General features: G+C 39.1%; 18 protein-coding genes. 7 read left to right on the top strand and 11 right to left on the bottom strand.

Annotated features, from left to right (window positions below):
* Positions 1 to 8 precede the first annotated feature (8 nt).
* From EHR01_RS18970 to EHR01_RS18955, 4 genes are all read left to right on the top strand, one after another.
* Positions 9 to 2390 (top strand): sensor histidine kinase, encoded by a 2382-nt coding sequence (locus tag EHR01_RS18970; protein ID WP_135697242.1) that lies wholly within the window; start codon positions 9 to 11, stop codon positions 2388 to 2390.
* A gap of 146 nt (positions 2391 to 2536) precedes the next feature.
* Positions 2537 to 3343: a hypothetical protein gene (locus tag EHR01_RS18965; RefSeq protein ID WP_135697240.1), complete on the top strand. Its 807-nt coding sequence runs from the start codon at positions 2537 to 2539 to the stop codon at positions 3341 to 3343.
* A 41-nt stretch (positions 3344 to 3384) separates the two neighbouring features.
* Positions 3385 to 4191, top strand: a complete 807-nt coding sequence (locus EHR01_RS18960; RefSeq protein WP_135697238.1) for a hypothetical protein — start codon at positions 3385 to 3387, stop codon at positions 4189 to 4191.
* Positions 4192 to 4347: 156 nt separating this feature from the next.
* On the top strand, positions 4348 to 5130 hold the full coding sequence (locus EHR01_RS18955) for a hypothetical protein (protein WP_135697236.1): 783 nt from the start codon (positions 4348 to 4350) through the stop codon (positions 5128 to 5130).
* A gap of 107 nt (positions 5131 to 5237) precedes the next feature.
* On the opposite strand, the gene EHR01_RS18950 is transcribed toward EHR01_RS18955, so the two are convergent.
* The 4 genes from EHR01_RS18950 to EHR01_RS18935 all read right to left on the bottom strand — a co-directional run bounded on the left by EHR01_RS18950 (position 5238) and on the right by EHR01_RS18935 (position 10404).
* Entirely contained in the window at positions 5238 to 8417 is a 3180-nt protein-coding gene (locus EHR01_RS18950; RefSeq protein ID WP_135697234.1) for an efflux RND transporter permease subunit, read from the bottom strand.
* Positions 8395 to 9807, bottom strand: a complete 1413-nt coding sequence (locus tag EHR01_RS18945; protein WP_135697232.1) for a TolC family protein — start codon at positions 9805 to 9807, stop codon at positions 8395 to 8397. The genes EHR01_RS18950 and EHR01_RS18945 overlap by 23 nt, the downstream gene beginning before the upstream one ends.
* 3 nt (positions 9808 to 9810) lie before the next feature.
* The gene (locus EHR01_RS18940) at positions 9811 to 10035 is read right to left on the bottom strand and encodes a YgaP-like transmembrane domain (protein ID WP_135697230.1); all 225 of its coding nucleotides are present in this window, start codon (positions 10033 to 10035) and stop codon (positions 9811 to 9813) included.
* A 102-nt stretch (positions 10036 to 10137) separates the two neighbouring features.
* A complete protein-coding gene (locus EHR01_RS18935) occupies positions 10138 to 10404 on the bottom strand; it encodes a metal-sensitive transcriptional regulator (RefSeq protein WP_004786149.1) in 267 nt (88 codons plus the stop codon).
* A gap of 41 nt (positions 10405 to 10445) precedes the next feature.
* Here EHR01_RS18935 and EHR01_RS18930 point away from each other — a divergent pair, with 41 nt between their 5' ends.
* Positions 10446 to 11201 carry an SAM-dependent methyltransferase gene (locus tag EHR01_RS18930; RefSeq protein WP_135697228.1) on the top strand — a complete coding sequence of 252 codons (756 nt, stop codon included), beginning with the start codon at positions 10446 to 10448 and terminating at the stop codon, positions 11199 to 11201.
* Between the two features lie 12 nt (positions 11202 to 11213).
* Here EHR01_RS18930 and EHR01_RS18925 read toward each other — a convergent pair whose 3' ends face one another.
* Both EHR01_RS18925 and EHR01_RS18920 read right to left on the bottom strand, forming a co-directional pair.
* Positions 11214 to 12467: an FAD-dependent oxidoreductase gene (locus tag EHR01_RS18925; protein ID WP_135697473.1), complete on the bottom strand. Its 1254-nt coding sequence runs from the start codon at positions 12465 to 12467 to the stop codon at positions 11214 to 11216.
* A complete protein-coding gene (locus EHR01_RS18920; RefSeq protein WP_135697226.1) occupies positions 12464 to 13966 on the bottom strand; it encodes a succinate CoA transferase in 1503 nt (500 codons plus the stop codon). Before EHR01_RS18920 ends, EHR01_RS18925 begins: the two co-directional genes overlap by 4 nt.
* A 71-nt stretch (positions 13967 to 14037) precedes the next feature.
* Here EHR01_RS18920 and EHR01_RS18915 point away from each other — a divergent pair, with 71 nt between their 5' ends.
* Positions 14038 to 14448 (top strand): zinc ribbon domain-containing protein, encoded by a 411-nt coding sequence (locus tag EHR01_RS18915; RefSeq protein WP_135697224.1) that lies wholly within the window; start codon positions 14038 to 14040, stop codon positions 14446 to 14448.
* Positions 14449 to 14465: 17 nt separating this feature from the next.
* Here the strand turns inward: EHR01_RS18915 and EHR01_RS18910 are convergent, their stop codons facing one another.
* Positions 14466 to 16349: an ABC transporter ATP-binding protein gene (locus EHR01_RS18910; protein ID WP_135697222.1), complete on the bottom strand. Its 1884-nt coding sequence runs from the start codon at positions 16347 to 16349 to the stop codon at positions 14466 to 14468.
* Between the two features lie 2 nt (positions 16350 to 16351).
* Here EHR01_RS18910 and EHR01_RS18905 point away from each other — a divergent pair, with 2 nt between their 5' ends.
* Positions 16352 to 17776 carry an ABC transporter substrate-binding protein gene (locus EHR01_RS18905; RefSeq protein ID WP_135697221.1) on the top strand — a complete coding sequence of 475 codons (1425 nt, stop codon included), beginning with the start codon at positions 16352 to 16354 and terminating at the stop codon, positions 17774 to 17776.
* Here EHR01_RS18905 and EHR01_RS18900 read toward each other — a convergent pair.
* The 4 genes from EHR01_RS18900 to EHR01_RS18885 are packed head-to-tail and all read right to left on the bottom strand — an operon-like array spanning position 17733 to position 25271.
* A complete protein-coding gene (locus EHR01_RS18900) occupies positions 17733 to 20219 on the bottom strand; it encodes a transglycosylase domain-containing protein (protein ID WP_135697219.1) in 2487 nt (828 codons plus the stop codon). The two genes, EHR01_RS18905 and EHR01_RS18900, sit on opposite strands and share 44 nt — an antisense overlap.
* A complete protein-coding gene (gene lon / locus EHR01_RS18895) occupies positions 20216 to 22543 on the bottom strand; it encodes an endopeptidase La (RefSeq protein WP_244310207.1) in 2328 nt (775 codons plus the stop codon). Before lon ends, EHR01_RS18900 begins: the two co-directional genes overlap by 4 nt.
* 58 nt (positions 22544 to 22601) lie before the next feature.
* Positions 22602 to 24596 carry an excinuclease ABC subunit UvrB gene (gene uvrB, locus EHR01_RS18890; RefSeq protein ID WP_135697215.1) on the bottom strand — a complete coding sequence of 665 codons (1995 nt, stop codon included), beginning with the start codon at positions 24594 to 24596 and terminating at the stop codon, positions 22602 to 22604.
* Between the two features lie 6 nt (positions 24597 to 24602).
* Positions 24603 to 25271, bottom strand: coding sequence for an ATP-binding protein (locus EHR01_RS18885; RefSeq protein WP_135697213.1), 669 nt, complete (start codon positions 25269 to 25271; stop codon positions 24603 to 24605).
* Positions 25272 to 25310: the final 39 nt, after the last annotated feature.

Below are 25310 nucleotides of genomic sequence, written 5' to 3'. Positions count from 1 at the left end.
GGATTGGCTTGGCACCCTTACTGAATCTTTATAGTTTTTTCTATTTTGGGCTCTGTTTGGTGAGCGGGATCGCCTTTGTCTACTTTATGTCTCGTAAGGAGGACCTAACGCCCACATTTCGGGGTCTCCTTGTTCCTTTGTTCTGTCTCTTTTTTTGGTCGGTGGCCTGGTCGATTTGTAATTCTTTTGTGGCACCTTGGACCGCTTACGTTTTCGTTTTTTTGAAAAATCCAGTCATTTTAGTTTTAGGCATTGCAACCTCAAACCTAGCCTTTGGGTTCCAGGAAAATAGTTTCCCTCGTTGGAAAACTTGGAGCCTTCGCCTCCACATTGCCTTAGCCACATTTGCAATCCTTTCCAACGGGATCGGTTTTTTTTATCGAGAGGTCCACTTTGATCCCAAAATGGAATTCTATGTTCCCAACCAACATTCCTCTTCCCCACTCGTCCAACTTTCCATCGTATCCATTGCCGGTGTATTGTGTTTGATTCTGGGAAATACAATCGCTGCACTCACGGCAAAATTTTTCTATTTTCAAGGTTCCAAAAAAAGGCACACGGGAGGTTTTCTGTTGGCCATCCTTGGAATTCTTTCTTTGGCATTTACTGACATCCTTGTAGATCTAAATTATTTCAGCAAACCAACCTTTCTGTTTTTACTGACTAACCTAACTATCATTATCATGACCATTCTCGTATTGGTCTCCCTCAACCAAGAGACAATTCCTTCCACTGTCGGATTCAAAATCATGACTTTCAATTTGACGGTTTTGTATTTGATCCTTTCTATCGTTGCGAACTTTTTATTCAACCGGTTCCGTGTAGATTTTCAAAATGAAATGAGCCGCGAAAAACATAGTATCAAAACACAACTGGAATTGGGTGCCACATACCCGTTTGTTTATCTTTCTGAGTTAGTGATAGATATCCAGGACCAAAATTTCCGGATCAACAAAACAGACTTCACTTTAGAAAATATTAAACAAAAAATAAATCGGCCTGCAACTTTTGAATCCTTTCAATTGGAGTCTTTTTCAGAAAAGCCAAATGGAATTTATTGGACATCTGACTTTCATGCAAAAAATCACCATTTTTTCATAGCCATCCCTTATATTGAATACAGAATCATGGTACACCAAACGGTAGTTTGGTTAATCATAACACTTCTTTTCTCATTATTTACAATCTTTATGTTATATCCTGTTTTACACAAAACAAGTATTGTATACCCCTTAACTAGGTTACTAGCAGGCATTCGAAAAATGCATTCTGGAGATTTGTTTGTTACAGTCAAAGTATCCAGTAGAGATGAAATCGGTGAGTTATCTAATAGTTTTAATGAAATGATTTCGATTGTACGTGATGCAAGACTACAATTGGAACAAAAAATAAAAGAACGTACGGAATCATTAAACCAAACCATCTTGGAACTTAGAGAAACCCAAGAACAACTTTTACAAGCAGAGAGGATGTCCACTCTTGGGAAAATTGCAGCCAGTGTGGCTCACGAAATCAATAACCCACTAGCAGCCATTAAAGGAAGCATCCAATTCATCAAAGATGGGCAGACAAATGTCATTAGTTCGGAAAAAACTGAATTGGTTCTTTTAGCAGAACAATTTTTGGAAGATTTCAAAACCCAAAAACGTTCAGAAGTCACATCTCGGTTCAAAAGAAAAAAAGAACTCATTGCTTATTTTAAATCCAAATCAGTTTCCGATCCCATATCTTTAGCGGACACATGTTTCGATTTTAAAATTGAAACCATTCCAGAAGAATACCAAAAGTTATTTGATTCGGAAGAAGGAAGAAACACTTTCCAATCCAAACTCAATGATTTTGTCATAGGGTTCCATTTAGGAATTATTGAAACCGCTGTGGAACGTGCTTCCAAGATTGTATTTGCCCTCAAACACCATTCCTATTCAGGTCCGAAAGAATCTCAAAAATTTCTCGCACTCAAAGAAGGGATTGATTCGGTTCTTTCCATGTATTCCACTAGTTGGAAACAGAACATTGAGATCGATTGGAAAATCAGTGGGGATCCAGTGGTTCTCGGACATGCCGACGAACTCGTGCAAGTCTGGACCAACCTCATCTACAATTCCATCCAAGCCTGCCCCAAAGAGGGAGGAGTGATCCGAATTTTTCTGAAAGAAGAAGAAACCAATGCCCTCATCACCATTGAAGATAATGGAAAAGGAATCCCTTCGGACATTCTACCCCGCATCTTTGAGCCATTTTTTACCACAAAAGAGCTGGGAATGGGCACAGGCCTTGGCCTGTCCATCGTCCAAAAAATCATCCAAAACCACAACGGAAGCATCCAAGTGGAAAGTGAACCAGGCAAAACCCTATTCACGATCCGCATTCCCCTAGCCAAATCCTAGGAACCTGCCCTAAAGATTGTCAGAGAAACCGTGACAATGGCAAATTTATGTTAAAATTTTGTCTAAATTTGGAAAAAAATTTCTTGTCAATCTTTTGCCAAACTTATAAAACAATGGGAACATACCTTCAGGAATAGGAAAACAAAATGCGAACCATACTAGCAGCCATCACGGCATTTCTCTTAGCGGGATCCCTAAGTGCCCAAACATACACAGTCTTCATCCATGGAAAATCTGACAAAAACCACAACGGTGTGGGAACAACTGACGTAAACAGCTACTGGGGTTCCTCAGTCAATTCTGTTGGCGGAACAAGAATCTTTATCGGTTATGATGGAACTACCGACCCAAGATCATACGGATCCTCTAGAGCTCAAACTAACATTGCCACAGGACTCACAAACTACTGCAAAGGATCAAACTCTTGTAAGATTGTTTGCCACTCTGCTGGATGTTATGCCATCGAGTATTGGTTGTCTAACCTTGGTTCTACTGCCTCTGCCAAAGGTTTTAACTTAACAAAAGTAACTGCTCTTGCTGCTGCTTCTGGCGGATCAGAACTTGCGAATGCACTCAATGGAATCACTTTTGGATTCGGTGGAAACGCAATGGATAAATCTCTTATCGTCACTACTGCTCGTGGTGCCTTCAACCACAACAACACAGCTGGTGTTGCCGTTAACCATGTTCCTGGTTACAAAGGTATGTTTGGTGCATCCCTCATTCTTCCTGGTGAAGATGACTATGCTGTGGCTTACCACTCTTCTTGTGGATACAACCGTGCCGGTGGCCTTAACAAATGCCAATCGTCTCTTACTCAATATGAAGGGCTCTGGCCATTTGGATCGAACAAAACATACAACCAATACAGTGGACACTACCGTGCTCCTTCTGTTTCTTCAACAGGACTTTACCTAGACCACGGTCAAATCAAAACCGAGGGTTGGAGATAAGTTAACCGGTATCATTTAAAGAAAGGAAAAGGAAAAAAGAGATGCGTAGCTCAATTACAACAATACTTGCGATGCTGTTTGCAGGATCGCTCAGTGCACAAACTTACACAGTGTTCATTCACGGTAAGTCAGACAAAAACCACAACGGTGTGGGAACAACAGACGTAAACGGATACTGGGGATCTTCTACTAGCACCGTTTCTGGTTCTAAAATTTTCATCGGTTACGATGGAACTTCTGACCCAAGAACTTACGGAACTGCTCGTGCACAAACAAACATTGCGACTGGACTCACAAACTATTGCAAAGGAACTAACTCTTGCAAAATCGTTTGCCACTCTGCAGGTTGTTATGCGATTGAGTATTGGTTGTCTAACCTAGGTTCTACTGCATCATCAAAAGGTTTTAACCTTACGAAAGTGACTGCACTAGCTGCTGCTTCCGGTGGATCAGAACTTGCTTCTGCTCTGAACGGAATCACTTTCGGATTCGGTGGAAATGCAATGGACAAGTCTCTTATCGTAGGAACAGCTCGTGGTGCTTTTAATCACAATAACACTGCAGGTGTTGCTGTTAACCACGTTCCTGGTTACAAAGGTATGTTTGGTGCTTCTGCCATCCTTCCAGGAGAAGATGACTATGCTGTGGCATACCACTCTTCTTGCGGATACAACAAAGCAGGTGGTTTGAATAAATGCCAATCATCTCTCACTCAAAGTGAAGGAATCTGGCCTTTCAATTCCAACGTTACTTACACACAATACAGTGGACACTACCGTGCACCGTCTGTGACTGCGACTGGTCTTTACCTCGACCACAGCGAAATCAAAACAGAAGGATATCGGTAAGCCGAACTTCCCACACTTCTCCTCTTAAAAAAGGAAAAGGACAGGTCAGCCAAATTGGCTGGCCTTTTTTTTGCCTTCTTCGTATATAATTTGACATATTTGACTTATTTATGGTATTTGTGTCGTAATATAGAAAATCAGGAAAGGGAAAAAAAAATGCGAAGAACGATCACCACTGTACTTGCGATGCTGTTTGCAGGCTCGCTCAGTGCACAAACATACACCGTGTTCATTCACGGAAAATCAGACAAAAACCACAACGGCGTAGGAACAACAGACGTAAACTCGTATTGGGGAACCTCTGCGAATACAGTTTCTGGATCTAAAATTTTCATCGGTTACGATGGAACTTCTGATCCTAGAACTTACGGAACTGCCCGCGCGCAAACAAACATTGCGACTGGACTTACAAACTATTGCAAAGGGTCTAACTCTTGCAAAATCGTTTGTCATTCCGCAGGGTGTTATGCGATTGAATTTTGGTTGTCAAACCTTGGTTCCACCGCATCAGCAAAAGGATTTAATCTAACAAAAGTGACGGCTCTTGCTGCTGCTTCTGGTGGATCAGAACTTGCTTCTGCACTCAATGGCGTAACGTTTGGATTTGCAGGAAATGCGATGGACAAATCTCTCATCGTAGCCACGGCTCGTGGGGCATTCAATCACAACAACACTGGTGGAATTCAGATCAACCATGTACCTGGTTATAAAGGTGCATTTGGAGCTTCTGCCATCCTTCCAGGAGAAGACGATTATGCTGTGGCATACCACTCTTCTTGTGGATACAACCGTGCTGGTGGACTTGACAAATGCCAAACTTCTATCGTGAGTGGTAGCACTACTTATACACAATACACTGGACACCTGAGAGCACCATCTCTCACAGCAACCGGATTGTATTTGAACCATAGTGAGATTAAAAGCGAGGGAACTCGTTAATTCATTTGTCTGAGAAAAGACCCTTTGGTTTTTTTCAAAGGGTTTCGACTGAAAGGCTGAAAGTAATTTCAGCCTTTTTTATTTTCTTCCAATTTTCGACTCTCTCTTTAGCCGTGTTTGATGACTCCCTGTCTTGATTTTCCAATCAACCAATAATACATAACGGGAACTGCAAATCGACTGAGTACTGTGGCTGCTATTTCACCAAACATGAGTGAGATGGCAAGACCTTGGAAGATTGGATCAAACAACATTACAAAGGATCCAACCACTACAGCAGAAGCAGTGAGTAACATAGGTCGAAAACGAACGACTCCTGCATGGACAACGGCTTCTTTGAGTGCAACACCCTTTTTAATCTCTCCTTCGATAAAATCCACGAGAATGATAGAGTTTCGAACAATGATCCCCGCTCCAGCGATAAATCCAATCATTGAAGTTGCTGTGAAATACGCTCCCATTGTCCAGTGACCTGGTAAAATTCCGATGAGAGAGATGGGAATCGGAGCCATAATCACAAGTGGGACAGTATAACTTTTAAACCACCCAAGAACCAAAACGTAAATGAGTAAAATCACAACAGCGAAAGCACCACCAAGGTCGCGGAACACTTCATAAGTGATAAACCATTCCCCATCCCATTTGATCACAGGTTTTGTTGTATTCCAAGGTACATCGGCAGTTTGTGTTTCATATTTGATTTTGGGAGCCAGTTTTAACATCCCATAAACGGGAGCTTCTTCTGCACCTGAAAGTTCACTCATCACATAGTTAACTGGTTTTAGATTCTTACGAAAGAGGGCTCTATCTTCTTCTTTGTAAACATTTCCCAATACTCGTTCTGATGAAACAACTCCGGATTCCATAGACATGATGTTTTGGTTTTGGAAAGGATTTTTTGATCCACGTGCACTTTGTATGACAGAAAGGTTGACGGATACTTCTTCCGGTTCTTCCGCAGTCGCCAAACTGACCAGAGGTGATTCAGAAAAAAGTATGGAACCCGTATAGGCAAGGGCAGAAGTTTTGATTCCAAAAATTCCCGATTTTTCAAAATCAATTGGATACACTAGTTTGGGACGACCATTTCGCAAGGAAGTATCTAAATCCACAACACTTGGTTCTTCTTTGAAAACTTTGTAAATTTCTTCTGCCACACGTTTTCGTTCAAGGGCAGTCGGACCATATACTTCTGCAACCATAGTTGCCATGACTGGTGGCCCTGGTGGAATTTCTAAAACCTTAGTCACAACATGGTTACGTTCACCAAACTTTTGTATATCGGATCGCAAAACCTCTATGATCTCGTGGCTTGATTCTTTGCGTTCATTTTTGTTCTTTAAAATCACCTGCAAATCATTCTTTGAATCAAGATTGCGAAGAAATGAATGTTTCACCATCCCTGAAAAAGAAAATGGAGCTGCTTCCCCTGCAAAAATTTGAATTTTTTCTACATTCGGATTTTTCAAAAGGATTTTAGTCAATTCTTCTGAGTGGCTCATACTTTGAGCGAGTGTAGTTTCTGGTTTATAATCTAATAATACCTGAAACTCTTCTTTGTTGTCGAAAGGTAACATTTTTACCTTTACCCACTTAAATCCAACAAAGGCCATTGAAATAAACAACAAACCAATGGTAACGGCACCAAATACGGCTGCGTTCTTTTTGAATCCTAACAACCAATTCATAAAACGAATGTAGATTTGATCCAGTTTGGAAATCTTATGTTCGGCAGATTCATTTCCTGTTTGCGAATGGTTTTCTTTTAGTAATCTTATGGATGCCCATGGAGTGATTACGAAGGCAACAATCAAAGATAAAATCATCGCAAGACTTGCACCTACTGGAATTGGTTTCATATAGGGACCCATGAGCCCACGAACAAAGGCCATAGGCAAAATGGCAGCAATGACAGTAAAGGTAGCAAGAATGGTAGGATTTCCTACTTCTGATACCGCAACAAGTGTTGCTCGAATGATTCCTAGTTTTGGATTCTCTTCCAAGTGCCTTTCTATATTTTCCACAACGACTATGGCATCATCCACAAGGATCCCAATGGAAAAAATCAAAGCAAATAAAGTCACACGGTTGAGTGTGTATCCAAGGAAATAATAAATGGCCAAAGTAAGAGCTAAGGTCACGGGGATCGCTATAGCAACCACGAGAGCAGATCTCCACCCCATCCAAAGCGCAATGAGAACCGTAACAGAAATGGTGGCGATCAAAAGATGTTCGATTAGTTCATGTGATTTGTCTTCTGCTGTACTTCCGTAATCACGAATGACACTCAAACGAATTTCTTTTGGTAAATCTTTCTGAAAGAGATTGGCCCTTTCTAACAAGTCCTTAGATAAATTAACAACATTTGTGCCTTTTCTTTTGGCAAATACAATGGTGACGGCATTTCGTTTTCCTTCACCTAACGATTTATCATACAAGGCGGAAGATCTTGTTCTTTCTTCAGGACCTTCTTCTACAACGGCTAGGTCTTGGATCCGAACTACACGACCTCCCCTTTGCGCAACTGGGAGTCTTTTAACATCTGAAATTTTCTTTAATACTCCTCCAACTTCCATGTCAAAAACGGAATCGGAAGACCAATTTTTCCCAGCTGGGATCAAAGCATCGTTATGTTTTAAACTTTCCGCTACTTCAATCGCAGTAACTCCATAACGACTGAGTAAACTTGGATCTACTTTCACTCGAATGACTTTTTTCAATCCGCCTAACATTTGTACTGATGCTAAATCGGGAGTAGAAGAAAGTTCACGAGCAAGAGGAGCCACCTGTTGGCGTAGAGAATAATCATCCAAAGTTTCAGAACTAAAACTCAATGCTAAAAATGGAACATCATCAATAGAATAGGATTTGACCATTGGACTTAGCGCATTTTTGGGAAGTGCATTCTTTAGTTCCATTAACTTATGGTGAATCTTCACAAGAGAAGGTTCAATTGGTTCTCCCACTTTGAAACGCACTGTAATATAGCTTCCATGCCATTTACTTGTGGAATAAACATATTCAACACCTTCGAGCCCCCAAACGGCACGTTCGACAACTTCCGTAACTTTCCGCTCTGTTTCTTCTGGAGAAAACCCAGGAGAAGGAATTTGAATATCAATCATCGGAACCGAAATTTGTGGTTCTTCTTCTTTTGGTGTTAGGTAAACTGCAAATAGTCCCAAAACCAAACTTGCTATCGCTATGACTGGCGTAAGACGCGAATGCAAAAAAGTTTCTGCAAGCCGTCCAGCAAACCCTTTTCTAATTTCTTCCAATGGATTCATTTGATCCTTCCTTATTTGAAAATAACGATGTTTCTGTTCTTACTTGTAAAACCGCGATTTCTGTTTCCATTAATACACGAGCCAATTCCAAAGACTTATTTAAAGTTTCCGCAAATTGAATGGCGTTGATGGCTCCGCTTTGGAAGAGCCTTTGCATATTTACAATTTGTTCGTCTTGGTATTTTACGGTTTCTTTTACCAACTCAAGACTCTCTTTTAGAGAAATTTCTTTTTGGAAAAGAGACTTTACGTGTGCTTCTTCTTCTTTGGTTTTTTCTTCAATTTTTTTTAAGGCTGCTTCCGCATTGAGTTTGGATTCTTCTACTACACCCATATCTTTGGGATTGTATAGATTCATTTGCAGATATACTCCTGCTTGGTAGGCATTGGTTGTATTTCGGCTTCCATGATACCCATAAGCTTCTGAATAGGCTCCAACTTTAGGTAAAAACTTTGCCGTTTCCATATCGGCTTTTAGTCTTTCACCTTCTGCATATTTGATTTGAGCATTCATTTGATTGGATCTTTCGTAACCTGTGGGGCGTTTGAAATATGTATCTAAAAACACATTCAAATCAGATTCGATGATCTCTAATTCAGAGGAAGGAAGGTCAGAGAGAACATATAAGGTTTCTTTGTAATCATTGATTTGCAGATCAGATTGTTTCTCTAAAACCGCAATTTGATTTTTGATAGATTTTAATGCAAGATAACCTGCATACCCAACAGGATTTCCTTTGTTACCCAGTGAATAGTTCGATTGAAACCTAGATTCAATTTTTTTAATTTGTTCCAATCTTTTTTTGTATTCATTCAATGATTGAATGGCTCTATAATAAAATCCCGTTTGTGCAAACTCTCGGTCACGGATGGCAAGCCACTCAAACTTAAGACCTGTAGAACGTTTTTCATTCATGGCAGCGAGAGTTTTGCCGGATCCACCTTCATACAAAGGTAAGTCCATTCCAAGTGTTCCACGAGAATATGTATGACTTCCCGGATAATTGAGTGTATCTTTTGCAAAAAGATTCATTGTATCCGAGTTTAATGTCGAATAAGGTTGGTTATTCGAATCTAAAAAGTTTCCAGGTCTGTATCTTGTAGAAGCCGTAGAAAAATCCGAATCTGTTGCACTTCGTTGGCTCAGTTTTCCCATAAAATTTAGTGTCGGATCGTTTGTTTGGAAAGTTCGTAAATCAGTATATACTCTAGGTAACCAATGTTTGTCGGATCTGTCCTTAGCTATTTCACCTGCCTTCCATTCCAAATATTTGGATTTTCTAGCAGAAGAATTTTCCTCTATCCGCTTCCACAAATCATTAAACCCGACGGCCTCTGCAAAGAGAGCCATCGGACCTACCAAAAGCAAAAAGCTAATGATCGATTTCATTGTTTAGTCCTTAACCTTAGGTTCAAAACCAAGTTTGTTCAAAAGAATTGCCATTGGACAAAAACCAACGGTTGAAAAAACAACCAAGTTTACACCCACAAGCAGATTCAATAAATACCACCAAGGTGAAACAAAAGTTCCAAGTGATACCCCCACGAGACTAAAAAGTCCTGCAATGAAATATACCACTCGTTCCAAATACCAAGATTTTGTTGAAGCAAGAAACATTACCATACCCCCTATAGTATATAGATTCTGAATCCATATATACCCCATGGGGTATATATGGCAAGTGCTTTTAAGATTTTTTAAAAAAGGGAGGGGGAGATTTTAGAGAGAAAACGCGGCTGTGATGGCTTTTTTAACGTCCGTTTCGATATTCTGAACGGATTTTTTTTCTTTAAAGCAGGTGTCCATGTATTCGTGGATGTATGCTTCGCCAAATTTTTTCATGGCCTGGTGAGCGGCTTTTAAAAGTAAAATTGCTTTTTCGCAGTCTTTTTCTTCCGTCGTGATGGTATTCTTGATTGCTTCCAGCTGTCCCTGGATTCGATTGATACGGTGGATCAGTTTGGTTTGGTTTTCCGAAAGGCTCATAGTATATACCCGGCAGGGTATAAGATTCGATCAAGCAAAAAATGACACCCTTCCCTTTCTCAAAATCACCTGCCACCGTCCTTCCCCAGTCACCTCCCTATTACCTTTCCAATTTTGGGTATTGGGATGGAGAAATTTCTTATGAAACCGCAGGACTTCGGTTTGTAGCAGAATTTGCCGAAGGCTGTCAGTTAGAAGAAAAAACAAAAATTTTAGAGGTTGGTTCTGGACTCGGCGGTAGTTTGGTTTACTTCGCAAACAAATACAATCCTAAAAAATTGTCTGCTATCAATTTACCTGGGGAACAATCAGATTTCGCAAAACAATTGTTTACTGATAATAAGATAATCGTTTCACCTTTTTTAGAAGGGAGTTGGGAAAAAATCACAACTTTGGATGATTCTTCCTATCATTATGTTTTTTCTTTAGATGCCTCCTATCATTTTGAAAACTTAAATACTTTCTATCGTGAAAGTTACAGAGTTTTAGAACCTGGAGGGAGACTTGTATTCACAAATTTTCAAATCACAGAAAAAAAGATGAAAAACTTTTGGTGGTTGTATCTTCCCTTTCTCATTCCTAAAGGCAATTTGAAGTTAGTAGAGGAAACCATTCAAGATCTAAAATCCATTGGCTTCAAACAAATAAAAGAAGAAAATTGGACAAAACCAGTTCTTTATGGATTTATAAAATATTCAGAAATATTACCCGCTTCTTTAAAAATATTTGGTAAAATTCTAAATTGGTTTACCAAACAATTTTGTCTTAGTTATCATTATCATGTATTTGAAAAATAGGAAATTCCTTTGTCACTTTTCAATCAAGTCATCTATGTTTTGATTGAGTAACCTTGATGCGACAAGCAAAGAAGATTTTGCCCCTGCTTCTAAAAGAGGAATTCCATAAAGAGAATAAGACCCACACAGCCAAAGATTACGATCCGGTTCAGAATGTAATGCAGTGATCTTTTGAATGGCCTTTGCCGTTCGATCATCCATGACAGGCCTTTCAAATTTCGCAAACTTTAAGATATCATTGTCTTTCGGAAGTTCATGGGGATTCCATGTTTGGAAGATTTTTTTGCTTTTAAGCTCCGGAATGATTCTCCCTAAGTCCAAAGTGACTTCTGGTTTATCAAAACCATCTCTAACCTTAAACACCAATGAGACGGATGGATTTAAAAAATAAGACTCATCCGTATGTAATACAACATCGCTTGATTCATAACGGAATTCGCTGAGAATTTCTTTTTCTAACTCAAATCCAGCACCAAGAAGATCCTTTCCTTGGTTTGCTTGTGTAGAAAGGATCACGTGATCAAATGTTTTCTCTTGGTTTGAAAACTGAATGATAGTTTTCCCTGCTTTTTTATAGATCTTTTGGATGTCGGCATTCAAACTTACGTTATCTAAATTTTGTGTAAGACGATTTACGATATCTCTTGTTCCTAAACTTGCGGTTTCTTGTGGTGTATAAGAATACCCCCGAGAATGATAACCGATGATTGTTTCTGCAGGATATGCACCCACAGTTTCTGTTTTACAAGTATTCACAAGTGCAAAGGTGGGGAGTAGAAATTCGTATATAAATTCGTTAGAATAACCGTATTTGATAAGAAAATCTAAAATTGAAATATTGCGACTTTCTCGTTTCCAATCATCTTTTGCATTGGCATAAAACTTTAATAAGTCGGAGAAAATCCTGCGACCTTTCCACGAAACAAATGAGTTTATTGTTGGAATTCCAAACGGAATACCGAAAATTTGATGGGAACGAAATCCAAAAACAGAATCACCATTGGATTCAACTCGAAAGGAATAATCAACTGGTCTTGTTTTGATTCCGGCTTTTTCATAAACCTGAAATAAAGTTGGGTAATAGTCGCGTTTGATGGTTCTAAAAGGGATATCAAACTCTACCTCTCCCCCATCAATCATTTGTTTGGCGCCAAATGCAGCCATACCAATCTCTGGATGTTTTTCAAATAATGTTACATCTTTAAATTTACGTATGGCCCAAGCGGCTGTCAGTCCTGCAATCCCAGAACCAACAACTGCAATCACTTCATACTTCCTGTTTTTAAGAATTGGACATGCCAAGAAAGGGCACGTTCCAAATCATGAGGAGTATGTTTCCCTTTGGAAACACGAAGGGCATTTTCATAATATTCACGAAGTTTATCGCGGTAAATGGGATGAGCGCAGTTGTTAATAATCAGTTCTGCTCTTTTTTTAGGAGGACAACCCCTTAGATCAGCTAATCCTTGTTCCGTGACAAATACCATTGTTGAATGTTCATTATGATCAGTATGCGATACCATCGGGACCACAGCAGAAATATTTCCATCTTTGGCAAGAGACGGTGTCATAAAAATACACAAATGGGAATTTCTCGTAAAGTCACCTGAACCACCTATTCCGTTCATCATGGATGTCCCCATCACGTGAGTGGAGTTTACATTTCCGTAAATATCAACTTCGATAGCAGTATTCATAGCAATCAGTCCCATTCTACGAATCACTTCAGGATGGTTGGATATCTCTTGTGGACGAATGACAAATTTGGATTTCCATTCTGCAATATTCTCATGGAATCTTTTTAGCCCCGCTTCAGAGAAAGTTAATGCAGAGGTTGATGCAATTTCCAATTTCCCTGCATCGATCAAATCAAAAACAGAATCTTGAACCACTTCTGTATACATTTGGATTGAATGAAAGTTAGAATCTTTAGCCATACTAGCAAGAACTGCATTGGCTATGTTTCCCACTCCATTTTGAAATGGTAGATACTCTTTTGGAATTCTTCCCATTTTAATTTCATGTTGGATAAAAGATAATACATGAGCGGCTATGTTTTGGCAATCTTCATCGGGAGTTTTAAAAACAGTTGCCGCATCAGGTTTACTAGAACGAACAATCCCTTTGATTTTATCGGGAGGAACCTGGATGTATGGTAACCCAATCCGATCTCCTGGTGTGAGTATATTGATTGGAAGTCCCTTTTCATGATGGTTTGGTAGATAAATATCATGGTATCCTTTTAGTTCCAGAGGATGAGTATCAGTTAATTCAACGTAAACGGATTCCGCATTGCTAATGTAAGTTGCACTCATACCAGATGAGGTTGAAAGATAAATTTTTCCATCAACGGTAACGTCAATGGCTTCCACAATCGCAACATCAATTTTTGGTAAAATCCCATGTTCAATGTATTTTACAACATGAGATAAATGCATATCGATGAAATCCGTTTCCCCTTGGTTGATGAGGTTACGAAGATGGGAATTGGATTGATAGGGAATTCGTAATTTTAAAGCGCCAGTTCTTGCCAAAGCACCATCTAGTTCTTCGCCTGTAGAAGCTCCGGCATACAAGTTTATTGAAAATTCTTTTCCTTTTAGTTTTTCTTCTTCGATTCTTTTGGCAAAGGCAACCGGAATGAGTTTCGGGTATCCTGCTGGTGTAAATCCAGAACAGCCTAGAGTGACATGTTGGGGCAGAAGTGCTGCCACCTCTTCTGCAGTTTTTAATTTTTGTTCAATCAGTGAGTTTGTAACGGCCATAAGTGTAAAATCTCTTCTATGACCAAAGATAAAGAGATTGCCTAAAAATAAAAAGTCCAAATTCTGAACGTATGGATTTTCTCTTATACCTGTATTGTCTCGTTTTTGGAATCATTCTGATCGCTCCTTTTTTGTTGTTTCACTACCGGTTCCGACTAGATGAATCTCCTTTCGGAAAGGATGAAGATGCCCATCTCAAACCAATTGCTGAAAAAAAAAGAAACCTACTCGATTCACTCAAAGACATTCGTTCTGATTTTGATTCTGGAAAATTAACAGAAGAAGAGTTCCAAATTCAGTCACTTCCTTATATAGAAGCTTTGGATTCCGTCGAATTGGAATTAAAAACCAAAATGACAAACGTAACTGTACTAAGCACTCCTAAAATCAATGAAAACTGGACTTGCTCTAACTGTGGTTCGTTTGTAGCTGTACCAAATGCAAAGTTTTGTCCTAACTGCGGAACAAGTAGGCTCGCTTAAATCGATCCTACTTTTAGTTAGGTGGAACTAGAAAACTGCATATCATACAAACGTTTGTATTTAGAATTTTGGTTCTTGAGTAAATCCGCATGACTCCCACTTTCCATTATTTCACCATTTTCTAAATAATAAATTGTATCTGCTATTTTAACTGTCGATAAACGGTGTGCGATGATAATAACCGTTTTATTTTCATACAGCCTGACGAATGCTTGTTGGATCAGACGTTCTGATTCTGTATCTAAAGCTGAAGTAGCTTCATCCAAAATCAATACTTCAGGATTTGCAAGTAAAGTTCGCGCAATCGAAATCCTTTGCCTTTGGCCTCCAGACAACATAACGCCACGTTCTCCAACAATGGTATCATAACCTTCTTCGAATGCCTCAATAAACTCTGAAGCGAATGCGTCCTCGGCTGCACGTCTTATTTCTTCTTCTGATGCATCTGGTTTTCCGAAGGCTATATTTTCACGAACCGAACCGTTAAATAGAAAAATATTTTGAGAAACTACGCCAATCCGTTTACGTAAATTATCTAAACTCAGATCCTTTGCATTCACTTCATCCCAAAATATTCCACCTTCACTTGGATCAATTAGTCTAGGCAAAAGATCAACTAACGTAGATTTTCCGGCTCCAGAAGAGCCAACAATCGCAATGGTTCCACCGCGCGGTAACGTAAGATTGATATTCTTTAATGCATAAATTTCAGTGTTGGGATACAAATAAGAAACATTTTTATACTCAATGGATTTTGAAAGTGGACCTAATTGATTTGGGCCTTCCGGTTCCTTAATATCCACATCTCTTCCTAAAATTTCAAACACACGATCACTTGCGATAACGGAAGCTTGAATTAAATTTACAAGAATACTCATTTGTTTCAGTGGACGCATGAGGAATATCAATGTAAGAAAAAATGCAATGAACATCCCTTTAGAAAAACTGGCGTCTTCCAATAAATAAGCACCAATCCCTAAAAATACCATTGTTACAACTGAACCGGATAACTCAGTTAAGGCGGGACCAATTTGATGATAAAAATGCGTTTTAAAAGTTTTGTCGGATAGATTTTGATTAACCTTCAAAAATCGATTTGCTTCTTTGTCTTCCATGGAAAACGCTCGGATGACTCGAATTCCAGAAATGACCTCTTGAAGGTCACCATTTAATTCAGACAATTGTTCTTGTTGGTTCTTTGTGGTCCTTCTAATCCGATCAGCAAATGTGCTTACGGGGCCTACAATTAAAGGAATAACAATAAATAGTAAAAAAAACAATTTCCAACTTAACACAAGTAAAATGATTAAGTGGGTCACGATATAAAAGAAATCATTGATAGCATCTTTTAAATCATTCGAAACTACTTTGCCAACAATATCGACGTCGTTGATCACTCGACTCATAAGTACGCCGGTTTTTTCACGATAAAACTCGTTGAGAGGCAATACCTGCAGTTTTTTATATAAAGCTTGCCTGAGGTCGCTTACTGCAAGAAGTCCCGCTGAGTTGACAAAGTAAACGGTTCCTGCGAGGCAGATTAACTTCAAAAAATAAATCGGTAAAATGATGAGGCAAAATAGATAAACCAAGTCATCTGGTTTTTTATCAGCGAGTTCTTCGTTTGTGCTCTGTTTTAGATTTGCAAATTGCCATTCCCAATATTTGAGTCCTTCCAAATGATCGGGTTTTTTATATTCCGCAAGGAGGGATTGGTCCTTTTTCGTTAATGCAATTTGGAACTTATAATTCTCACCTGTTCCCAAAGAGTCAAAAATCGGAATGAGAGACGTGAGGGAGGCCCCATTAAAAATGGAAACAAATATAGACAAGAAAACACCGAGGCTAAGTCTGTATTTGTATTTTGCCAAGTATGGCCAGAGTTTTCGGTAAATCTTCACGTATGAGAACCTTATCCCTCGTTTTCTTTCTCTTGTCCCTCACTTTTTGCCGGAAGGAAACTCCCGATTTTGATCTAAAAGTGGCACTTCCTTCAGACCCTTCCCATTTGGATCCACTCCATATTACTGATTTATCGGGTCAAAAATTGGCGAAATTCATCCACCAGAGCCTTTGGATCCAAAATCCAGAAGGATTCCACTCTCCTTGGATTCATTCCTACAAAAAAATCCCGCATCCCGCAAAGAACCTTTGGTGGTTCCAATTGGATCCTTCCTCCCCATCTGTGGAAGATATTCAGTTTAGTTTGTCTCGATTGGTCCTAGAATCCTATCCAAGAAAAGGGGACTATCAGTTCTTAGTCCATGTTCAAAGTTTACCAGAAAACCAATTGGAGTTAGAATTCAAACCAGGCACTTTGGAAACCGAATGGAAAGAGAAACTCAGTTTACCTTTTGCTTCTATCATTGGGAAAAAAGAATGGGAAACAAATACTTTCAAATCCTATGGAAAATACAAACTCATCGATTGGAAAAAAAACGAATACATCGATGTCCATAGACAAAAAGAAGAGGAAAAGAAATTTCCGGAAAAAATCCGTTTTCTCATCTTACCACAATCTTCCACTTCTTTGTTTTTATATCGCAAAGGGAAGTTAGATGCGTTTAAGCTCACAGACTTCCTTCTTTCTTTGCCTGAAGCAAATTCTGAACTCACTCTTACCAAAAAAGGTAGATCCGTTCAATATGTGGCAATCAACCAAAATAACCCATGCTTTGATAACCACTTTCGCGCCGCAGTTAATTTTTCCATTCCCCGCGAACTTATCATCAGTAAACTCTTAGAGAACCATGCAGATCTTAGTTATGGTCCAGTTCCTATTCAATACATCGAAAAAATGGCGAAAGGAAAAATTATAACCGGCGAAATATATAACAAAGATTTGGCGAAAAAAGAACTAGAACAATCCACATGTTTCCCCAAAATTAAATTTACCGAATTGGAATTTCGAATGCGTGGCGATGACGAAAACCAAGCCAAAGGAAGAGCCATTAAACAAGCGTTAGAAGAAATTGGTCTTACCATCAAATTAAAACCAATGGAAAAAGCTCCCTTGTATAAAGAGAATGGAGAGGGGAAAGGGGATCTTACATTACTTACTTGGTATTCTGATTTTGATTCTGTATGGAATTTTTTAGACCCACTATTTCATCCGAATAAAGTAGGCAATGGCGGAAACCGCTCCTTTTATCAAAATAAAGAGGTGGGAAATATTTTAGATAAACCTTTTAAGAACAACCAAGATGCAATCCAAGCCATAGAAATCATACGTAATGACAAACCCTGGATATTTCTTTGGTCGATCCAGGAGAACTATTTGGTCTCTAAGGAGTTTCTTCGTTATAACGTGCTCGCCGATTTTCTATAAGAGGTGGTTCTAATTCCACTGAATCCACAGCCGTCGGTTGGATACGACTTCCTTGTGAGTCATAGGTAGAAATTTCCGAATCATCCTCATCCATTGGTTCTGGTTTCAGGTTTGTATTTTGGTTTAAAGGTTCTTGTTTTGCAAAACCTGCTCGTTTAGGTGGCAAATCACCAATATAATAATACTGCGCATACAAAGGCACCTTACAAACGTAATCTGGAGTGGTTTCAATGATGGTTCCGTCATCAGCACAAACATCTACCTTTACAAAATCCCCTACAAAATTCGAAATCAATTGATTCCCCATTCCGAGTTTTGATTTTACATTTTGTGTGTATCGATACCAAATCCCACCAGAAACCCCTGACCCCGAACCAGGGAAAGGTGCGCCCTCATCATGCCCTACCCAAACAACCGTTACATTTCTTGGAGTTAGACCTGCAAACCAGACATCACGAACTCCTTTCAAACCTTTCCACCTAGATGATTTTAGTTTGGGAGATTGGACTGTACCTGTTTTTCCAGCGTATAAAAAAGGTTCCCCTTCTTTTCGCTTCAAAGTCATAGTTCCTTCTTCTGTCAAAACTGATTGTAGGGTGTTGATTGCCATTGCGCAGGCAACAGGATCTAAGATTTGTTCTGCGGCCTCATTGGCAACTGTGCTATAAAACTCGTTTCCATCCAAATCGGTTATCTTCAAAATTTTCCTAGGTGTGACACGCCTTCCCCCATTCATCAGGGTAGCATAAATCACAGAAAGTTCCATAGGGCTAAGTTCCCCAGACCCCAGTGCTAAGGATAAATTTCTTTGGAATCGGACATCGGCTTCTTCTTCAGGAATCGAAAGGATGGCACTTAATTTTTGAACAAAATAAGAAATCCCAATTTCATGTAACAACTTAACAGAGACGGTGTTGACCGACTGAGCCAATGCTTGCCTTACAGTGATTTCTCCCTTATATCCTTTATACCAGTTTTTTGGTGAATATCCCGAGATATCTAATTTTTCGTCTCTAATTTTGGATGATGGATTGACTATGCGTTTTTCAAAGGCTAGTGCATACACAAGTGCTTTGATGGTGGAACCAGGCTGCCTTCTTGCATCTTCAGCTCTATTAAATCGAAATACATTTGAAATTTTATATCCACCTACCATTGCTTCCACATCTCCTGTTTCAGGATCTAATGAAATCATAGAGCCACTCAACTGTGGTAAAATCGCACGGGTAACCTCTGCTAAATCTGCCTTACCTTTACTCTGATAATCTGACTCTTGTTTGGTGAGGTCTGCTCTAACAGAATCAACTCCTACTCGTAATGCTTCTTCGGCGAGTCTTTGTTTTTCTAAGTCTAAAGTTGTGTAAACAAGTAGGCCACGTTCTTCCAAGTCCTCATTAGAAAACTTTTCTAAAATAAAACGTCGAATTTCTGAATTAAAATCAGGAGCTAAATTAACACGAAAGTCTTTATCAGCTCCATATTTTCCAATTTCACTTGAATACTTTGGATTACCCTCTTCGTCTTTGTTTTCCTTTACCTTATAGATGGTTTTAAACTTTTTTAAATTCAGTTCTATTGAATCGGAAAACTTATGAGGTATTTCCTTTTGAGATGGATGGAGTTCTGGATTCCGAGCCATATCATATAACACGCGTTTTTGTCTAGAAAGTGCTATTCCCAAATTCCGAACGGGATTATATACACTTGGAGCTGGTATAATCCCGACAAGTAAGGCAGCCTCTTCTGGGCTTAGTTCCGATGCCGGTTTTCTAAAATAATATCTTGCCGCTTCTTCTACACCAGTATTCCCTTCTCCCAAAAATATTTGGTTTAAATACATGGCCAAAATTTCTTCTTTTGAATATTGGCTTTCGATATAGAAGGTACAATAGAGTTCGGTTAATTTATTAAATAAATTACGTTTCCCTAAGTTTAAGGTGAGTTTTGCTAACTGTTGTGAGATGGTAGATCCACCTTGTGACAATCGAAACTGCACCAAATTGGTAACAACTGCTCGACCAATGGCCGTATAATTCAAACCAGAGTGGGAAAAAAACTCTCTATCTTCGGAAGAAAGAACTGCCCATACAATCACATTGTGTTTCCCCAAATTATCAGTTCTGATCGGACGAAAGTTTCTTCTGTAGAACTCACCCATCACTTTGCCACTTCGATCCAAAATCTTAACTGACTTTGGTTGAAAACTATCGTAAAAGTTGGAAACTTCCGATCTATATTTTTCTAAAGACTTATGGACCCGGGCTTCTTCTCCAGACCACACCACATAAGCTCCACCTAAAAAGAAAAAAGACAAAAAAATTCCAAATACAATTCCTAAAGTCAAAAACCTGACTCGCCTAACCCAGAAAAAACGAATTAGGTCTTTTAAATGACCATACAATACTTCTAGGATGAGAAAAAAGGAATTGGTTTGATGGTTCATTTCTTTTTACCTTTGGATTTAGGAAAAACCAGTTTTTCTACTTCTTCGAAACGAGTCACAGGATAAAAAGTAACTCCCCGCTTTACATAATCAGGAATTTCTTGAAATGCTTTTTCGTTATCTTTAGGGAAAATAATTTTTTTCACTCCCACACGTTTGGCAGCCACGATTTTTTCTCGTAAACCACCAATCGCAAGAACTTCACCAGTTAACGTTAGTTCTCCGGTCATACCAAAACCGGGAGCAATCACCTGATCTGTAACAAGCGACAATAGAGCTGTAGCCATTGTGATTCCCGCACTTGGTCCATCTTTGGGAGTGGCTCCATCCGGAACATGCAAATGGATGGCCTTCTTTTCAAACAAACTATCATTGTTTACATAATTCTTAACAAACGACAAAGCAATGTTAGCTGACTCCTCCATCATTTTTCCCATTTGGCCAGTAAGAGTGATGCCACCCTTTCCTGGGATGAGAACTGCTTCAATCAAGAGTGTGGAACCACCTGCATTGGTCCAAGCAAGACCAAGCGCCGTTCCTGGAACTTTTGGAATTGTCATTCGGTCATCGACAAATGGAGGAGGTCCAAGGTATTCTACCAAATCCTTTTCCCGAATTTCCTTGGAATACTTTTCCTTTAACACTTGTTTTAGGGCAATTTTTCGAACTAACTTATCAAATGTTTTTTCGAGTCCTCTTAGACCAGATTCCCTTGAATAGGAATTGATAAGAAGTGCAACCGTTTCCTTTTTCATCGAAAAAGAATCGGGATTTAATCCATTTTTTTCAAATATTTTTTTCCAAAGATACTTTTGGAATATTTGTACTTTTTCTTCCGTGATATATCCAGATAATTGAATCACTTCCATACGATCGAGTAACACCCGAGGAATTGGCTCAAATGTATTCGCAGTGGCGATGAATAGTACATCCGAGAGATCAAATGGCAAATCTAAATAATGGTCACGAAAATTAGAATTTTGTTCTGGATCCAAAACCTCAAGCAAAGCTGATTGAGGATCTCCTTGGTATCCTTGCGACATCTTATCAATTTCATCCAAAAGAATCACAGTGTCTCTTTCTTTTGTGATTTTTAATGCATTGATGAGTTTCCCTGGCATGGCTCCAATATAAGTTCTTCTATGTCCTTTGATTTCTGCTTCATCTCTAACACCACCGACAGAGAATCGAAAAAACTTTCTACCAAGTGCTTCTGCAATAGACTTAGCAATAGATGTTTTACCAACACCAGGAGGTCCCACCAAACAAAGAATCGATCCTTTACTTTTTGGATTTAGTTTATGAACTGCAAGAAACTCTAATATTCGTTCCTTCACATCTTCTAGTTTGTGATGATCACGATTGAGGATTTTTTTGGCATGAATCAAGTTTACATCTTTTTCAGAAGGTTTTTCCCAAGGTAAGGAATCCACTAAATCTAAATAATTTCGAATGACATTGTAATCGCTTGAAATCGGATCTGAGTTTTTAAACTTATCAATCTCTCGGTCTACCTCTGTGATAATTTCTTCAGCAACGGGGATGGACTTTAATCTTTCTAAAAGTTTTTCATATTTGAGTTCTGTTTTATCTTCCCCAGCACCTAACTCTTGCTGAATGGCCTTCAGTTGTTCTCTGAGAAAAAATTGGCGTTGTTGGTTATCGATTTTATCGTTAATTTGTTCTTGGATTTTTTTCTGAAGAACTACCAACTCAATTTCTTTTTTTAGAAATAATAAAACCTTCTCTAATCGATCGTTAATTTGAACAGCTTCAATGACAGATTGGTATTCTTCTTTTTCTAAATTCAGAATCGAACAAACAAAATCAGCCATTTTTGCTGGTTCGTTCACATTCATCATAGTCAGTTTCATGTCTTCTGTAAACAGAGGGTTGTTTTGTGCGAGTTCCTTGGTCAAAATAAGTAAGGTTCTCATCAGAGCTTTGATATTATTTTTGCTAGTTCCTAATTCCTCTTCCGGATAACTTACGTTAGCGACAAGTATTGGCTCTTTTGTATGTATGGAATTGATTTTGAATCTTTGGATCGTGTTTACTAAAATATTCATCCCACCATCAGGCAGATTGATTTTTTTCAAAATCCGAGCGACTACTCCAATTTGAAAAATATTATCTTCTGAGGGAAGGTCAGATTCATCTTCTTTGAGAAGGATAAGTCCTAAAAACCCAGCTCCTTTGGATGATTCTTCAATGGATTGGATGAACCTACCGGGAGGAACAATTAAAGGCGTGATGATTCCTGGGAATACTGGCCTTACCTTAATGGGGAGAAGAAAAATTTGTTTTGGAAGAGAGTCTTCCATTCTCGCCAGTTTTGTTGAGTTTTCCCAAAATTCATTTGTTTCCAATCAAAATCCTACCTTATGACTCTATTTTATCCGGCCCGAGTGCTAACATCTTATCTCGAAACATGGCCGCTTTTTCAAAATCCAAATCCGAAGCATAACGCAACATTTCTCTTTTTAAAGCATCGCGTAACTTGTCTTTGGTTTTGTATTTCTTCAAGGTAAATTCTTTTTCCATTTCCTTGAGTGCTTCTTCTTTGCTATCCTCTTCCGCCATTTCACGTGGAAGGATATCATGAATTTCTTTAATGATACTTTGAGGAGTGATCCCCATTGCCGTGTTGTGTGCTTCTTGGATTAGACGGCGGCGTTCCGTTTCGCTGATTGCTTTTTTCATGGAATCAGTCAATCGGTCTGCATACAAAATAGCCTTCCCGTTCACATTCCTTGCGGCACGCCCAATGGTCTGGATCAGGGATTTATAATTCCGTAAAAAACCTTCTTTGTCAGCATCTAAAATGGCAACAAGGGAAACTTCTGGAATGTCCAAACCTTCTCGGAGTAAGTTGATCCCCACAATACAATCATAAACACCTTTACGCAAATCTCGAATGATCTCCGTTCGTTCGATGGTATCAATCTCCGAATGTAGGTAAGCAATTTTTAATCCTACTTCTTTATAATAGTCAGTTAAATCTTCTGACATTTTTTTGGTCAGAGTGGTAATCAGGATTCTTTCTTTTTTTTCAATGCGAAGTCTGATTTCGTTTAACAAATCTTCAATTTGGTTTGTGGTGGGACGAACTTCTACTACTGGATCCAGTAGACCTGTTGGTCGAATGATTTGTTCAATGACCGCTTCACTTTTATCAATTTCTTTTTGGTCCGGAGTGGCCGAAACATATAAAGTCATTGGTGTGAGAGTTTCAAATTCCTCAAAATTCAAAGGTCGATTGTCCAATGCACTTGGAAGGCGAAATCCAAAATCAACTAACGTTAGTTTTCTGGACCTATCCCCAGCATACATCCCTCCAATCTGTGGAAGGGTCACATGGGATTCATCAATGATCAGTAAAAAATCTAAATTGGGGAAATAATCAAGTAAACAAGCCGGCCTTTCTCCTTCACTTCTTCCCGTTAGGTGACGAGAATAATTTTCAATCCCACTACAATAACCAAGTTCCACCAACATCTCCATATCATAATTGGTTCTGGATTCAATTCGTTCGGCTTCTAAATGTTTTCCTTGTTTTAGGAACTTATCCTTTTGTTCCGCCATCTCTTCTTTTATTTTTTCAATGGCATCTTTAATTTTGGGACCGGAAGTGATAAAGTGTTTTGCTGGATACACAACCACTCGGTCTAGTTTCATTTTTACCTTTCCGGTGAGTGGATCAATTTTGGAGAGTCCATCAATTTCATCTCCAAAAAGTTCAATCCGAATTCCCTCTTCTTGGTAAGAAGGCATAATTTCAATGGTATCCCCACGTACACGGAAATTACCTCGGCTAAAGTCTATATCGTTTCTTGCATATTGGATATGGAGAAATTTTCGAATGATTTGGTCCCTATCAATTTTATCTCCGATGCGTAACATTACCACAGAGTTCATATAGTCTTCGGGAGAACCTAAACCATAAATACATGATACAGAACTTACGATGATGACATCATCTCTTTCCAACAAACTGGAAGTAGCACGTAACCTAAGTTTGTCGATCTCTTCATTCATTGACATATCTTTTTCAATGAAGGTATCAGAAGAAGGAACATAAGCTTCAGGTTGGTAATAGTCGTAATATGAGACAAAATACTCTACAGCATTTTCTGGAAAAAATTCTTTGAACTCACGAAAGAGCTGGGCTGCAAGAGTTTTGTTATGTGACAAAATGAGAGTTGGTTTTTTGACACGGGTTATGACCTCTGCCATGGTAAAGGTCTTTCCTGAACCAGTCACACCAACCAGTGTAATTTTATTTTTACCCTCGCCGAAGGACTTTGCAATATCTTCAATTGCTTTGACCTGGTCTCCGGCTGCCTTAAAAGGAGAAACCATTTTAAAATTTGCCATAGGAACCTATGTTAGTTTACGAGTTGCTTTGAGTATAGCTTGTTTTCGATTGTCGCTGATTTCTAAATCCACCGAATCGAAAAGTTTTTGCATGACCATCATACCACGCATGAGCGTTGCTGTGGAAGAAAACTTACCTCTCTGAATATCGTCTTCTAGATTAAAGTCTTTTACCGTGTTGATCATTTCTATGGTAAAGGTTTTGTGTTTATCGATCTGAAAGATCACTTCCACTCCACCTCCGTCACCATACTTTGCGGCATTTTCCACAGCTTCCACAGTGGCAATGCAGAGATCCATTCGCAACTCTTCGACAATTCCGTTCCGTTTCAGAAAATAATCAAGCCTGGCACGAACATACTGCATCGGATTATAGGAAAGAGCACCAAGAATTACAAACTGTTCGGTTGCTCCCATCTTGCGAGTGATAGGTGAAGATTCTGCAATAAAATATTCCCTTGGGTCCAAAGGGTTAGTGGTAATGATTCCGTCTTTGATTAAATCTTCGAGAAGAGAGGTGATGCCTTCCAAAGTTGTATTGGGGTTATCTTTGAATTTTCGCTGGGTTTCCATAAACACCCAGGAGTAAAAATCGTTCACATTCCCCGAGAGGCCATTGGAGAACAAAGTCTTCACTTCTTTCTCTAACTCAGTTCTGGAGAGAGGGAACGGCATATATTCCCATTTCAACGGGAACGGAAGAGTTGTAAATTG

It is taken from the genome of Leptospira mtsangambouensis (assembly GCF_004770475.1).
Classification (GTDB): domain Bacteria; phylum Spirochaetota; class Leptospiria; order Leptospirales; family Leptospiraceae; genus Leptospira_A; species Leptospira_A mtsangambouensis.
This window is presented reverse-complemented; position numbering and strand designations above follow the sequence as displayed.

Excerpts from the sequence above, each read along its gene's own strand:
- EHR01_RS18965 (WP_135697240.1), top strand. The coding sequence starts at position 2,537 with ATGCGAACCATACTAGCAGCCATCACGGCATTTCTCTTAGCGGGATCC.
- EHR01_RS18955 (WP_135697236.1), top strand. The coding sequence starts at position 4,348 with ATGCGAAGAACGATCACCACTGTACTTGCGATGCTGTTTGCAGGCTCG.
- EHR01_RS18950 (WP_135697234.1), bottom strand. The coding sequence starts at position 8,417 with ATGAATCCATTGGAAGAAATTAGAAAAGGGTTTGCTGGACGGCTTGCA.
- EHR01_RS18920 (WP_135697226.1), bottom strand. The coding sequence starts at position 13,966 with ATGGCCGTTACAAACTCACTGATTGAACAAAAATTAAAAACTGCAGAA.
- lon (WP_244310207.1), bottom strand. The coding sequence starts at position 22,543 with ATGGAAGACTCTCTTCCAAAACAAATTTTTCTTCTCCCCATTAAGGTA.
- uvrB (WP_135697215.1), bottom strand. The coding sequence starts at position 24,596 with ATGGCAAATTTTAAAATGGTTTCTCCTTTTAAGGCAGCCGGAGACCAG.
- EHR01_RS18885 (WP_135697213.1), bottom strand. The coding sequence starts at position 25,271 with ATGCCGTTCCCTCTCTCCAGAACTGAGTTAGAGAAAGAAGTGAAGACT.
- EHR01_RS18900 (WP_135697219.1), bottom strand. The coding sequence starts at position 20,219 with ATGAACCATCAAACCAATTCCTTTTTTCTCATCCTAGAAGTATTGTAT.
- EHR01_RS18915 (WP_135697224.1), top strand. The coding sequence starts at position 14,038 with ATGGATTTTCTCTTATACCTGTATTGTCTCGTTTTTGGAATCATTCTG.
- EHR01_RS18960 (WP_135697238.1), top strand. The coding sequence starts at position 3,385 with ATGCGTAGCTCAATTACAACAATACTTGCGATGCTGTTTGCAGGATCG.
- EHR01_RS18930 (WP_135697228.1), top strand. The coding sequence starts at position 10,446 with ATGACACCCTTCCCTTTCTCAAAATCACCTGCCACCGTCCTTCCCCAG.
- EHR01_RS18905 (WP_135697221.1), top strand. The coding sequence starts at position 16,352 with ATGAGAACCTTATCCCTCGTTTTCTTTCTCTTGTCCCTCACTTTTTGC.
- EHR01_RS18945 (WP_135697232.1), bottom strand. The coding sequence starts at position 9,807 with ATGAAATCGATCATTAGCTTTTTGCTTTTGGTAGGTCCGATGGCTCTC.
- EHR01_RS18940 (WP_135697230.1), bottom strand. The coding sequence starts at position 10,035 with ATGTTTCTTGCTTCAACAAAATCTTGGTATTTGGAACGAGTGGTATAT.
- EHR01_RS18935 (WP_004786149.1), bottom strand. The coding sequence starts at position 10,404 with ATGAGCCTTTCGGAAAACCAAACCAAACTGATCCACCGTATCAATCGA.